Origin of the sequence: Paracoccus sp. MBLB3053, from assembly GCF_031822435.1 — a bacterium.
Taxonomy (GTDB): domain Bacteria; phylum Pseudomonadota; class Alphaproteobacteria; order Rhodobacterales; family Rhodobacteraceae; genus Paracoccus; species Paracoccus aurantius.
On sequence record NZ_JAVQLW010000003.1, the window covers coordinates 177,927 to 191,454 of the forward strand.

Annotated in this window: 10 protein-coding genes; 3 read left to right on the forward strand and 7 right to left on the reverse strand. The window is 60.8% G+C overall.

Annotation, left to right across the window (positions count from 1 at the left end):
- Positions 1-2 precede the first annotated feature (2 nt).
- The 5 genes from RGQ15_RS17475 to RGQ15_RS17495 all read right to left on the reverse strand — a co-directional run bounded on the left by RGQ15_RS17475 (position 3) and on the right by RGQ15_RS17495 (position 6,129).
- Positions 3-863, reverse strand: coding sequence for an ABC transporter permease (locus RGQ15_RS17475; protein ID WP_311161963.1), 861 nt, complete (start codon positions 861-863; stop codon positions 3-5).
- A gap of 10 nt (positions 864-873) precedes the next feature.
- Positions 874-1,815, reverse strand: coding sequence for an ABC transporter permease (locus RGQ15_RS17480; RefSeq protein ID WP_311161965.1), 942 nt, complete (start codon positions 1,813-1,815; stop codon positions 874-876).
- Positions 1,816-1,882: 67 nt separating this feature from the next.
- Entirely contained in the window at positions 1,883-3,397 is a 1,515-nt protein-coding gene (locus RGQ15_RS17485; RefSeq protein ID WP_311161966.1) for an ABC transporter substrate-binding protein, read from the reverse strand.
- Positions 3,398-3,650: 253 nt separating this feature from the next.
- The gene (gene betC / locus RGQ15_RS17490) at positions 3,651-5,165 is read right to left on the reverse strand and encodes a choline-sulfatase (RefSeq protein WP_311161967.1); all 1,515 of its coding nucleotides are present in this window, start codon (positions 5,163-5,165) and stop codon (positions 3,651-3,653) included.
- 19 nt (positions 5,166-5,184) lie between these two features.
- Positions 5,185-6,129: a choline ABC transporter substrate-binding protein gene (locus RGQ15_RS17495; RefSeq protein ID WP_311161968.1), complete on the reverse strand. Its 945-nt coding sequence runs from the start codon at positions 6,127-6,129 to the stop codon at positions 5,185-5,187.
- Positions 6,130-6,233: 104 nt separating this feature from the next.
- Here RGQ15_RS17495 and RGQ15_RS17500 point away from each other — a divergent pair, with 104 nt between their 5' ends.
- Entirely contained in the window at positions 6,234-7,163 is a 930-nt protein-coding gene (locus tag RGQ15_RS17500; protein ID WP_311161969.1) for a LysR substrate-binding domain-containing protein, read from the forward strand.
- On the opposite strand, the gene RGQ15_RS17505 is transcribed toward RGQ15_RS17500, so the two are convergent.
- Both RGQ15_RS17505 and RGQ15_RS17510 read right to left on the reverse strand, forming a co-directional pair.
- Positions 7,140-8,771, reverse strand: a complete 1,632-nt coding sequence (locus RGQ15_RS17505) for an acyl-CoA dehydrogenase family protein (protein WP_311161970.1) — start codon at positions 8,769-8,771, stop codon at positions 7,140-7,142. The two genes, RGQ15_RS17500 and RGQ15_RS17505, sit on opposite strands and share 24 nt — an antisense overlap.
- A gap of 128 nt (positions 8,772-8,899) precedes the next feature.
- A complete protein-coding gene (locus tag RGQ15_RS17510) occupies positions 8,900-10,267 on the reverse strand; it encodes a dicarboxylate/amino acid:cation symporter (protein ID WP_311161971.1) in 1,368 nt (455 codons plus the stop codon).
- A gap of 215 nt (positions 10,268-10,482) precedes the next feature.
- Here RGQ15_RS17510 and RGQ15_RS17515 point away from each other — a divergent pair, with 215 nt between their 5' ends.
- Both RGQ15_RS17515 and RGQ15_RS17520 read left to right on the forward strand, forming a co-directional pair.
- On the forward strand, positions 10,483-12,171 hold the full coding sequence (locus RGQ15_RS17515; RefSeq protein WP_311161972.1) for a sensor histidine kinase: 1,689 nt from the start codon (positions 10,483-10,485) through the stop codon (positions 12,169-12,171).
- A complete protein-coding gene (locus RGQ15_RS17520; RefSeq protein WP_311161973.1) occupies positions 12,168-13,505 on the forward strand; it encodes a sigma-54-dependent transcriptional regulator in 1,338 nt (445 codons plus the stop codon). The genes RGQ15_RS17515 and RGQ15_RS17520 overlap by 4 nt, the downstream gene beginning before the upstream one ends.
- Positions 13,506-13,528 lie beyond the last annotated feature (23 nt).

Below are 13,528 nucleotides of genomic sequence, written 5' to 3' on the forward strand. Positions count from 1 at the left end.
GGTCAGAGGTCCTTGGCAAGGCGGGGGTCGAGCGCATCGCGCAACCCGTCCCCAATGAGCTGAAGCGCGAGCACGGTGATCGAAATCGCGATGCCCGGAAAGAAGATCAGGAAGGAAGCCTGATCGATATATTGGCGACCCTCATTGATCATCGTGCCCCAGGTGGGCGTTTCTGGGCTGACCCCAACTCCCAGGAATGACAGACCGGCCTCGGCCAGCATGGCATAGGCAAAGATGAAGGTGGCCTGCACGATCACGGGAGAGATGATGTTGCGGGCGACGTGGTTGCGAATGATGTAACCGGTCGATGACCCCAGCGCGCGGGCGGCCTCGACAAAAGGCAATTCGCGGATGACCAGCGTCATCGCGCGGCTGATCCGGGCAAAGCGCGGCGAATAGACGATGGAAAGCGCCACGATCACGCTCAGGACCGACCCACCCATCACAGCGACAAGCGCGATTGCCAGCAGAATGTCTGGAAATGCCATCATGGCATCGACGAGCCGTGACAGCGGTGCGTCAAGCTTGCGGACGAACCCTGCCAGAAGCCCAAGTGTAACGCCGATCACGGTCGAAAGTCCGGCCACAGCCAGCCCGATCATGAGCGACATCCGACCGGCATGAAGCAGCCTTGAAAACACGTCCCGGCCATAGGCATCGGCGCCGAGCAGGTAGGTAGCGGAAGGTGGAGAAAGCCGTGCGCGCACCGACATGCGCGAGGGATCTGCAGGCGCGGTCAGGTTAGCAAGCAGGCATGCTCCGGCGATCAGCAGAAAGAGGATCAGCGCGATAAGGACCGTCCGCCTTGCCAGCAGAAGGCGCAGAAAGCCGGGCTCGTCATTGGCAATGGAAGTGTTGGCCATCGCTTGCCTCTCAGTATTTCACACGGCGGTCGATGACCGCGTAAAGCAGATCGACGACAAGATTGATGATGACGTAAAGCGTCGCAACCACGATCAGGGTGCCCTGGATCACGGGGTAATCCCTGCGAAGGACGGCGTTGACCACCAGGTTGCCCATTCCGGGAATGTTGAAGACCCGTTCGGTGACCACCGCCCCCGACACCAGCAGGGCGAATGTCAGGCCAACGACGGTGATGATCGGAATGGCCGCGTTCTTCAGCGCGTGGCGCAACACGACGCGCAGCTCACCCATCCCCTTGGAGCGCGCGGTGCGCACGTAATCCTCACCCAGAACGTCCAGCATCGACGCACGGGTGAAGCGCAGGATCAGTGCCGAATTGACGATGCCGAGCACGAGCGAGGGCAGAAGCAGGTAATGCATCCGTTCAAGGAAGGTCGCATCCGGTCCGCCATAGCCCGAGGCCGGGAACCAGCCAAGTGTCGTGGCAAAATGCCTTTGCAGGATCAACCCCATCCAGAAGGAGGGGATCGAGGCCGCCAGCATCGCTGCGGAAATTGCCGCCTGGTCAAGGAAGGAGCCGCGCCTGTAAGCGGCGAAGATGCCGATCGGGGTTGCGATGACGACGGCGAAGATGATCGAGAAAAGCGCAAGAAAAACCGTCGGTTCTGCACGGTCGGCAAGAACCTGCGTCACGGGTTGGTTGAAGAAGATCGAGGTTCCCAGATCGCCGCGGAGCGCGTTCAGAACAAAGCTCGCATATTGGACCAGGATCGGTCGGTCCAGACCCAGCTTCTGGCGCAGGTCTATCGCGTCCTGCACCGATGCCTCGGGGCCCAGCAGCAAGGCCGCGGGATCACCCGGCGCAAGCCGGACGATGACAAAGGCGATTGTCAGAACAAGAAAAATGACGGTCACCATGCCGACCAGTCTTCGGGCGATGTACTGGACCATGTGCGGCCTTCCGTAAGAACGGTTGTTCAGACCGGGGGGCGGGATCGTGCCCCCCGGATGACAGGCATTACTGGGCGCCCGCGCCCCAGAAGGCGGGCCAGGGCGAGGGATCGACGCCGTGCAATCCCTTGGCCTTGCCGTGTAGCGAGGCAAAGTTGCCGATCTTGATGAAGCCGACATCGGAAAGCAGTTGTCCCTGCAGCTTTCCGAACAGATCCTGTCGCTTGGCCATGTCGGTCTCGGCCGTGAACTGCTGAAGGATCTCATCCTTTTCCGGGTTCGACCAACCCAACCGCGAGGTAGGGGCGTAAAGGTCGGTCAGCGCAGGTTCGGGCAGGAAGGGCGAATGTGTGATGTAGACATCCCACAGGGCGGGGTCGTTGCGTTGCTGGCCCAGCGTCGCCCAGTCCACGACATTCATCTCGACCTTGAAGCCAGCCTGCTCAAGCGCCATTTTCGCGATCTCGGCCATCTTGAAGTGGAACTCATACTGCCGCGAGGTCAGGATGCGCAGCGGCGTTCCATCGTAATTCGCGGCCTTCAGAAGTTCTGCGGCTGTCTCGGGGTCGTTCTGGTTGTAAAGCCCGACTTCGGTTTCGTTCCGCCAGGGCCAGCCCTCGGGATACATCGCACCATCGACCTTGAAGAACTTGTCATCCCCAAAGGCCGCGAACATCATGTCATCCATCGGAAGCGCGGCCTGCAATGCCTTGCGGATATTCGCATCGGTCAACAGACCGGCCTTGTGGTTGATCGCCCAGACCGGCCAGCCGAAATCCTGAAGCAGGACCGGCTCGGCCTTGTCTGATGCCGATACGCGGTCGAATGCCTCGACCGGCAGCGCATCGGCATAAGCGAACTGACCTGAAAGCAGGCCTTCGACGCGGGTGCTGGGATCGGGGACCGGGACGAAGCGGATTTCGTCGGGGACCTGCTTGCGTCCACCTGCATTTCCGCTGCTCGGCTCCGAGCGAGGCACGAACCCCTCGAACCGGGCAAGCGAGATGTATTGGTCCGGCTTGTGCTCGACCAGTTTGTAAGGGCCCGTTCCGACGATGGCGGTCAGGTCGCCATCCTTCATCACCTCTTGCGGATAGATCGCGGCGGCAGAGTTCGAGAAGGCCAGAAGTGACAGCAGCGGCGAGTAAGGCTGTGAAAGCTTGATCTCGACGGTGTGGGCGTCAGGGGCGGTGATCGATTCCACCTGTTCGGCCACGCCCTTGCCCCGCGTCGCGACCGAAAGCCAGCGGTTGAGCGAATCCACCACATCGGCACTGTCCAGCGTTGAGCCGTCGTGGAAGGTGATGTCGTGACGCAGCGAGATGCGGTAGAGCGTTCCGTCCTCGGAAATCTCTGGAAGCGCCTCTGCGAGAAGTGGGGCTACCTGCCACTGGCTGTCGAAAGTGTACATGGTCTCGACGAAATGCTGCGTGACGATGCTCACAACATCCTGTGTCGACATCATCGGGTCCAGTGTCTGCGGTTCACCAATGATCGCTACCTCGAGCGTCTCGGCGAGTGCGGGTGAAAGCGCGGTTCCTGAGAGCAGCGCGGCAAGCGCCAGATTGCGTAGCTTATTCATGCGACCTCCCTTATTATGTAATATAGTCTCTTATTGAGAAAGATTAGTGCGGGATTCGCCGAGCTGTCAACTGTCTTGCCGTCCTTGTCGTGCGCTCCCGCGCAGGGCAGAGAGACGCGGAATGGCATTCAGCCGCCCTGCGGGATTGCAAGGGCGGCTGAACGATGGAGAAATTTTCGGTGGTCAGTGTTGCGCGCGGTTTTGGTCGCCAGTCCGACAGTCCCAGCGACCACTGGGAATCAGGTCGGAGTCGCTATTCACCACGGGGGTAGCGTTGATTGTCTTCAAGCACGTTCAGGTCCATGTGATTGCGCATGTAGCGCTCGGAAGCCTTCTGAAGCGGCTGGAAGTCCCAGGGGAAATAAGCCCCGTTTCGCAAAGCCTCATAAACGACCCAGCGTCGCGCCTGGCTTTCGCGCACCTCTGCATCGAAGGCGCCAAGATCCCATCTCGCATTGGCCATTGCCATCAGACGCTCATACGTTTCGGCGTGCGCGGATGATGCGGCAAGGTTTTGAAGTTCGTCCGGGTCGGTATCCAGATCGAACAACATGGGCGGGTCGGCTTCGCAGAGCGTCAGTTTGTAGGACCCATCCCGCAAGCCGACCAAGGGGGCGATGGAGCCTTCGGCGGCGTATTCCATCGCCACCGGGCCACGTTCAATTCGATGAAGTGCCAGCCCTGTCAGGTCTTCGCCATCCGTCCAGCGGGCGAGCCGTTCGATGTCGATCCCCGCGAGCGCCGCAAGCGTCGGTGTCACGTCGAGAGTCGATGTCGGGCTGTCGATCCTTGAAGGCGTCCAGCCCGGCGCCGCGATCATCAGCGGCACGCGCGCGGACCCCTCGAAAAAGGACATCTTAAACCAAAGCCCGCGCTCGCCAAGCATATCGCCGTGATCGGAAGCAAAGACGATGATCGTGTTTTCGTCCATCCGGCCCAGCCTGAGAACTTCAAGTATCTCGCCGATCTTGTCGTCGATATAGGAAATGTTGGCGAAGTAGCCCTGCCGCGCGCGGCGCACATCTTTGGGCGTGATATCGAAGCTGCGGAAGTCGCAGGCTTCAAGAAGCCGTCGGGAATGCGCATCCATCTTTTCGAATGGAATTGCTGCGATCTGCGGATCAAGCGCCGGACAATCGTCGTAAAGATGCCAGTAGCGTTTGCGCGCGACATAGGGATCATGCGGATGCGTGAAGCTGACCGTCAGGCACCAGGGTCGATCATCCTGACGCCGCGACAGGTCGTAAAGCTTGCGCGTCGCGTGGTAGGCAACCTCGTCGTCATATTCCAGCTGGTTGGTGATCTCGGCCACGCCGGCGCCGGTAACCGATCCGAGGTTGTGATACCACCAATCGATCCTTTCGCCGGGCTTCGTATAGTCTGGCGTCCAGCCGAAATCCGCAGGATAGATGTCCGTGGTCAGCCGCTCTTCGAACCCGTGAAGTTGATCCGGGCCGACGAAGTGCATCTTTCCCGAAAGCCCCGTGTAGTATCCCGCGCGGCGCAGGTGATGGGCATAGGTCGGGATGTCAGATGCGAACTCTGCGGCATTGTCATAAACCCGCGTGCGCCGCGGCAACTGACCGGACATGAAGCTTGCCCTGGCCGGCGCGCAAAGCGGGCTGGCTGTATAGGTGTTGGCAAACCTGACCGAGCGTTCGGCCAGGGCCCTCAGATTCGGCGCATGCAGGAAATCGGCAGGCCCGTCTGGGAAGAATGTCCCATTGAGCTGGTCGACCATCAGGATAAGGATGTTGGGCCGTGTCACTTCTTGTCTTCCGTGAGTTTCAAAGTCCGAGCGCGGCTTTCGCGGCCTGTTCCGCCGGCTTCCCGTCAAGCGTGGTCACGCCGTCAAGCCAGGCGTTCAGGACGGCAGGGTTGTCCTTTAACCATGCTTCGGCCGCATCCTTGGGATCGGTGCCGTTCAGGATTTCGCCCATCAGGATGTTCTCCATGCCGATATCAAAAGTCATGTTCGAGAACAGCCTTGCGGCATTGGGGCAGGATTCCGGCCAACCCTTTCGGGCCAGGGTGTAAACCTCGGCGCCGCCGAAATTAGGGCCGAAATAATCGTCCCCGCCCGACAAGTATGCGATATCGTGCTGCTCGTTCATCGGATGCGGTGCCCAGGCAAGGAAGACGATCCCCTTGCCTTCCTTCTCGACCCGCGAAACCTGGGCGAGCATGGCCTGTTCGCCCGACTCGACAAGTTCCCATTCACCAAGACCGAAATCGTCGGCTTCGATCATCTTCTGTATATTGGCATTGGCCGGCGCGCCGGGTTCGATGCCATAGATCTTCATGTCGAAATCGTCCGCATGCGCGGCGAGATCGGCAAAGTCCTTGACGCCTTTTTCTGCCATGTAGTCGGGCACCGCCAGGGTAAACTTTGCACCTTCGAGGTTCTTGTTCAGCACTTCGATCGCGTCGGCGGACTTCAGGTCTTCGATGAAGGCCGTCTGCGCCGGCATCCAATTTCCGAGGAATACGTCGATTTCCTTGTTCTTCATCGACTGGTAGCCGATCGGCACCGACAACATCTTCACGTCAGGCCGATATCCCAGTGCCTCGAGCACGGCGCTCGCGACCCCGTTTGTTGCGGAAATATCGGTCCAGCTGGGGTCGGACAGCCGGATCGTCTGGCATGTATCGTCCTCCGCATGGGCGGCAAAGGTGGTCAGGCCGCTGGCAAGAATGGCCAGAAGTCCCGAAATCATCCGTTCTTGTTTCATGTCCATGCCCTGTCAGATATTCTTGTTGCTTATATTAGGGACCGATTCTTTCCGCTGTGCAGCAGGAAATTGTTCATGGCCTGGATAAAGAAAGTTTATGGCACATGCGGAATGTGGATCTGGGCTGGATCAGGGTGTTTGTCGAAGTGGCACGGGTCGGCACCCTGTCGGAAGCTGCGCGCAACCTCAACCTGACGCAGCCCGCCGTAAGTTATCAGATCCGTCGTGCCGAAACCGAACTGGGTGTTGCGCTGCTTCACCGCTTGCATCGCGGCGTCCAGCCGACCGAGGCGGGGGCGCGGCTTTACGACATTCTCTCGCGCACGGTAGTGCAGGTCGACGATCTTGCCCTGCGCATTCGGCGGGGTACCGAAAAGACCGGCCTGCGTGTTCTGACCGACTACGCGTTTTCGGCCCTCTGGATGATCCCCCGCATGCACGAGTTTCGTGAGACATATCCCGACCTCGATCTGCAGATCGTGGCTGCGCAGCGTCCCGCCCTGGCCCATCTTGAAGAAGGCGATATCGCCGTGGCTTTCGGATCGCGCGAAGATATGGGGGCGGAGGCGATTCTTCTGATGCCCGAAACGGTGGTTCCCGTTTGCGCCCCCGACTACGAGTTTCGCGGCTTTGCCCACGCCAACCTTATCCACCTGGACAGTGCTTCGCCCGCGCCTTGGTTCGATTGGGCAGGCTATCTTGATCGAGCGGGTCTGGAGGCAAGACCCGCCGCGGACGGGACGAGCATGCGGTTCAACACATACTCGCTTGTGATCGAGGCCGCGAGCGCAGGGCAGGGGGTCGCTCTCGGCTGGCGTGGCCTGGTCGATTTTCACCTGAAAAGGGGAACGCTGATCGAAATCGGTCCAGAACTGACAGCGCAAAACCGGGGTTATTTCCTGCTGGAAGGAAAGTCCGAGAATGCGGTCACGTCCCCGCTGCGCGATTGGCTTCTCTCGTACAGGGTTGATCGGGGCGTTGCCGATCAGTGGTCGACGACGAATAGCGCGCTAAGGTCTGGCCAGTCTTGTTAGGATTTTTGCGCTGTCGGCAAGCCTGACCGCGCCCGGCATGCGGCCCCTTGGCTCGGACAGTCTTGTCCGGACGTATTCCTCTGTAATTCCTTCGGGGGCGGATTGGATCAGCGCCGCGGCCGAAAGCAAGAGCGCGGTCTTTTCGACAAAGGCCCTGGCCTGTCCGGCTTCCGGAACAGAGGGCCAATCGCGCCAGTAATCCTGCAAGGCGCGGCGAAACATCGCGTCCTGTCCGGCCGCCGCCTCGAATTCCATTTCAATCATCTCTTTGGCGAGTGGCAGCTTTTCCAGCGTGCGAAGCGCGTCGAGGCAGATGACATTACCCGATCCCTCCCAGATCCCGTTCAACGGCGCCTCGCGGTAGAGCATCGGCAGGGGTGTATCTTCGACGTAGCCCATGCCGCCAAGGATCTCCATCGCTTCTCCGATAACGATCGGGCAGAGCTTGTTCGAAAGATACTTGGCCAAGGCTACGCCGATCCGCGCAAAAGCACGTTCCTCTGCGCTGGTCCCGTCAAAGGCACGCGCGATCCGCATGCCAAGTGCCAGACTTCCCTCCAGATCAAGCGCCAGATCGCAAAGCACGTTTCGCATCAGCGGCTGGTCGATGAGCCTGCGCTGGAAGGCGCTGCGATGGCTGACCCAGTGATGTGCCTCGGCCAAGGCGGCGCGCATCAGTCCGACAGGAGCGATCGCGGTGTCCAGTCGGGTATGGTGGATCATTTCAATGACCGCCTGAACCCCTTGCCCGACGTCTCCGACTTGCCAGGCCAGCGCCTGCTGATATTCGATTTCCGCCGATGCGTTCGAGCGATTGCCGAGCTTGTCCTTGAGCCGCAGCAACCGGATGCCGTTGCGTTCGCCTTCAAGCCATCGCGGCACGAGAAAGCAGGTCAGGCCGGATTCGGTCTGAGCCAGTGTCAGAAAACCGTCCGACATGGGTGCCGAACAGAACCATTTGTGCCCCGTCAGACGCCAGCCATGCCCGTCCCGCTGTGCCCACGTCGTATTGGCCCTCACGTCCGAGCCGCCTTGCTTTTCGGTCAGCGCCATCCCCATCGTCGCACCGGTCTTGCTCGCAAGGGGCGCGACCGACGGGTCATAGCTGGGCCGCAGCAGCTTGTCGCGCCATGCCAGAATCTTCGAGTCGTCGCTTTTTGCAAGGGCTGGGATCGCGGCATAGGTCATGGTCAGGGGACAGCAATGGCCGGGCTCGACCTGGCTTGCCATATAGACCATCAGGGCATGCGCGCTGTGGCCACGCGGCGTTCCTTCCCAGGCGATGCTTGAATAGCCGGCCGAGCGAGACATGGTCATGAAGCGATGATAGGCGGGATGAAAACGCACCTCGTCCAGCCTGCGGCCGGCCCGATCAAAAAGGAAAAGCTCGGGACCATGGCGATTTGCCTCGCGCGCTGACCATCGCATATCTCGCGAGCCGATCGCGCGCCCATAATTCCCAAGCCGACGTCGCGTTTCGTCGTCAAGTTCCGCCAGGCTTTCCTGGATTGCGGGATCGTCATTCATGAGATCAGCGTCATCCCGCTCGGATGGCTGGTTTTCGACGCGGTGTGTGCCAAGTTCCGATTGAGCTTCGATCGAGCGCATACCCTGACTCCTTCGGCAACGACGTTGCCGACCCAGCCTAGCAGCTTGGCGCGGATGCGCGACCCGGAATGGATTGCGCCCGCAGGCCTGGGGCTGCGGGCGCTGAGATCGTCAATGGAAGCTCCGATTCAGTCGGCGCTGGCTTCGTTCAACTGCAAACCGGCCGGGGCAGCATTCAGGTCGCGCACGGGACGGACCACGCCATCTGAGCCACCGGCCAGGGCCAGGTCGAACTGCTCACGGTTCAGTGCGCCTTCCCAACGGCTGACGACGACTGTCGCGACGGCATTGCCAATGAAGTTGGTGATCGAGCGGCATTCCGACATGAACCGGTCGACGCCCAGGATCAGCGCCATGCCCGCGACGGGAATGGTCGGGACCACGGACAGTGTCGCGGCCAGGGTGATGAAGCCCGCTCCGGTGACGCCTGCTGCGCCCTTGGACGACAGCATTGCGACCAGCAGCAGCAGAACCTGCTGTTGCAGCGTCAGGTCGGTATTCGTCGCCTGAGCGATGAACAGCGCGGCCAGGGTCATGTAGATGTTCGTGCCGTCTAGGTTGAAGCTGTAACCGGTCGGAACGACCAGGCCGACGACCGAGCGCTTGCATCCGGCCTTCTCCATCTTCTCCATCAGGGCGGGCAGGGCCGATTCCGACGAAGACGTGCCCAGCACCAGCAGGATTTCGGTCTTGAGATACGAGATCAGTCGGAAGATCGAGAAGCCGTTCAGCATGCAGACGGTCCCGAGGATCACGATGACGAACAGGGCCGAGGTCAGGTAGAACGTACCGACCAGCGTCGCGAGATTGACGACCGAGGCGATACCATACTTGCCAATCGTGAAGGCAAAGGCCCCGAATGCACCGATCGGCGCGGCCTTCATGAGAATGTCGACGACGCGGAATATCGCGTGACTCAGCGCTTCGAACAGTGTCACGACCGGCTTGGCCTTGTCCCCGACCAGGATCAGCCCGATCCCGAACAGGATTGCCACGAACAGCACTTGCAGGATGTTTCCGTCGACGAATGCCGAAGCGATCGTCGTCGGGATGATATCCATGACAAAGCCGGTGATCGAGGTTTCATGGGCCTTGGCTGCATAATCCGCGACCTTGCTGGCATCGAGGCTTGCCGGGTCGATGTTCATGCCGGCTCCTGGCCGGATGACATTCGCAATGATCAGCCCGACCACCAGGGCGAGCGTCGAGAAGGTGAAGAAATAGCCGAAGGCCTTTCCCACCACCGATCCCACACCTTTCAGCGTGCCCATCCCGGCAAGGCCCGTGACGATGGTCAGGAAGATGACCGGCGCGATGATCATCTTCACCAGCTTGATGAAGGCGTCTCCCAGCGGTTTGAGCGCTTCGCCGGTTTCAGGATAGAAATGCCCGATCAGGGCTCCGGCAGCGATGGCACATAGAACCTGGAAATAGAGATGTTGGTAGAACGGGCGCGGGGACTGGATGCCCGGCGCAGCCGATGTGTCGATTTGCATAAAGGCCTCCTCCGACCTGCGAATGACGGATTGTGACGGCCATGATATGATTTCGGGATGCAGCGCACAAAATTAGCACGCATGGCTGCAATGCGTTGTAAACATGGCTTTTTGTTGCCATCTGGCGGCGTAGCATGTGCGGTTTTCCACACAGCTGTCTTGTGGTAGTGTGGAAATCCGCACAATGGATCATGACGCCAACTGAAGGAATTGCGATGGAAGATTCGGGCGTCGCATATGCGCCAGGGACGCGGGCCAGGCACTTGTATGTGCTGCCGGTCACCGCTGCCATCATCGCCTGCCTTTGCATACTCGCGCTGACCTTCTGGATCGTGCGTGAAAGGGGGATCGATCTACAGACCCGGCAATTGGAAGGGGCGGCCCGCACTCAGATTCAGACGCTGGAAAGCATCCTTGCAAAGCAACGCGCCGTTGCTGCTGTGCTTGCGGATGACAGTGGCATTCGCGATGCGCTGGTTGATAGGCTCGACTCGGACGTCGCGCGGGTTTCCATCAAGCTCGACCGATTGCGCGATCAGACAAACAGCGCCGTCATCTATCTGCTTGATCGGGAGGGAGTCGCGATCGCGGCTTCGAACTGGGACGAGACCGTCAGTTTCGTCGGGCTTGACTACAGCTTTCGGGAATATTTCAGCGAGGCCCTGCTGAGGGGCGAGGCAACGCAGTTCGCCCTGGGGACAGTCAGCAAGCGTCCCGGACTTTACCTGTCCCATGACGTGGTGAGCGGGGAAGAGCAACTGGGCGTCGTGGTGGTAAAGGTCGAATTCGACGGGGTCGAGCAGAACTGGGGACGCTCGGCCCAGGATATCCTTGTCGTTGACGGTGCCGGGCAGGTGATCCTGACCAGTCAGCCGGACCGCCGTTTCAAGCCGCTCTTGCCCGCCAAGGGTGCCGAGGTGGTGGTCGAGCTTCCTGTTTCCGGGGCGGATTGGCGCCTGATCGCCCGCGCGGTTCCCGCCGGGGCAAACCAGGCGGCAGCCCTGGCGGCCGGGACGGTCGGTTTTCTTCTGACGCTATCACTTGCCGGCGCGGTCTGGGCCGTTCGGGCAAGAACGCGTGCAGCCCGCAGGGCAGAGACGGAAAGGCTCTACCGAGCGGATCTGGAACGGGCAGTCGACGAGCGGACACACGCACTTTCCGAAGAAATGCGCGAAAGACGGGCGGCGGAGCAACGCCTGGTCCGGCTGCAAGGGGAAATGGTGCAGGCCAACAAGCTTGCGACATTGGGCCAGATTACGGCCGGGGTCGCGCATGAGGTGAACTCGCCACTCGCGACCATCCGGCTCTTGGCTGAAAACGGGCAGCAGATGCTTTCGGCCGGTCAGGGCGCGCGCCTCGACGGAAACCTTGGCCAGATCATCCGAATGTCGGACCGGATCGCCCAGATCATCACCGAGTTGCGCAGCTTCGCTCGCAAGGCGACAGGCGAGATTGGGGCGGTTCCACTGGGCGAGGCGCTCGACGCGGCTTTGCTGCTTGTCGCCAGCCGTCGTCGGGCAGAGGGGATCAAGATCATGCTGCCAGCGGTCCCACCGCGATTGCGGGTGCAGGCGGAAACCGTCAGGCTTGAGCAGATCCTCGTCAACCTGATCCAGAACGCTCAGGAAGCGCTCGCGGGGCAAGTTGATGCCGAGCTTCGGATCGCTCTTTCCATGACCGATGACCGCGTTCGCGTGACGGTTTCGGATAACGGGCCGGGCCTCTCACCGGAAATAGCTGCGCATCTGTTCACCCCCTTTGCGACGAGCAAACGAGAAGGGCTTGGATTGGGGTTGGTGATTTCCCAAGGAATTGCGCGCGATTTCGGGGGCGAGCTGACCGCCGAGCCGCCTTGCCCCGGTCAGGGGGCGACCTTCCACCTTGATCTTCGGATGGCCAAATGACCGATATGCCCCTTGTCCGCCTTGTCGATGACGATCCAGACCTGCTGGCAGCACAGGTCCAATCGCTGGAGATTGCAGGCTTTCGCGCCGAAGCCTTTACTGAACCCGATGCGGCGCTGCGCGATCTCGGAACCGACTGGCCGGGGATTGTTCTAAGCGATGTCCGCATGCCGAAAATGGACGGCTTTCAGCTTTTCGAACGCATCCATGCCATCGATCCGGAATTGCCTGTCATTCTGCTGACCGGGCATGGCGATGTCCCGATGGCGGTGGCGGCGCTCAGGCAGGGGGTTTACGATTTTCTCACGAAGCCGATCGGAGGGGGCTCGCTGATCGCGGCGCTGGGTCGGGCCGCTTCGGCGCGCGCGTTGGTGCTGGAAAATCGCAATCTTCGCCGACTGCAACATGAGCGATCGGCCAGCGAAACCCGGCTGATCGGGCAAAGTGCCTTCATGATGCATCTGCGTGAAACGGTCGAGCGGCTTGGCGGGGCCGAAGGTGACGTGATGATCCTTGGACCGACAGGGTCGGGAAAGGAGACGGTTGCGCGGGCCATCCACCGGCAAAGCCAGCGGCTTGCTCGCAATTTCGTCCGGGTGTCCTGCGCCACGCTCGACGAAGCTCGATTCGACAGCGAAATGCGGGGGAGCGAGGCCGCCGGACGCGGCCAAAGGATCGCGGGCCAGCTTGAGCGGGCGCATCGGGGAACGCTTTACCTCGATGATGTCGAAGCCCTGTCGCCGGCCTTGCAGGCGCGTCTTCTCGAACTGATCGAGGACAAGGCTTTTGTGCCAACGGGGGCAACCGGCCCTCGCCCCTTGGATGTCCGGATCATTGCGGCAAGTCGCGCCGATCTTGGACAGTGCATGAAAGACGGTTCGTTTCGCAGCGACCTGTTCTATCGCTTGTCCGGGATCACCCTGACCCTGCCTCCATTGGCGGAGCGGCGCGAGGATATTCCGGAATTGTTTCAGCATTTCCTGCTTTCCGTGGCCGCACGGATGGACCTGCCGGTGAGGCCGATCACCGGCGAGGTCAAGGCCCGACTGTCGGCCTATGGCTGGCCGGGCAACCTGCGCGAATTGCGGCATTTTGCCGAACATCATGCGCTGGGACTATCGCCATTCGAGCCGTCGGCTTCGGGTGCAGAGAGTCAGGGGCTGACCGATCTTGTTGCCGAATATGAGGCCGAATTGATCCGGGATGCCCTTCGGTTGGCCGAGGGCAATGCGACGGCCGCCATGTCCCGGCTGCGGCTGGCGCGGAAGACCTTTTACGACAAGCTGACGCGGCACGGGATCAAGCCTGTGGAGTTTCGCAGAACCCGGACCTGAGCGGTACCTGTGCAAAAAAAGAT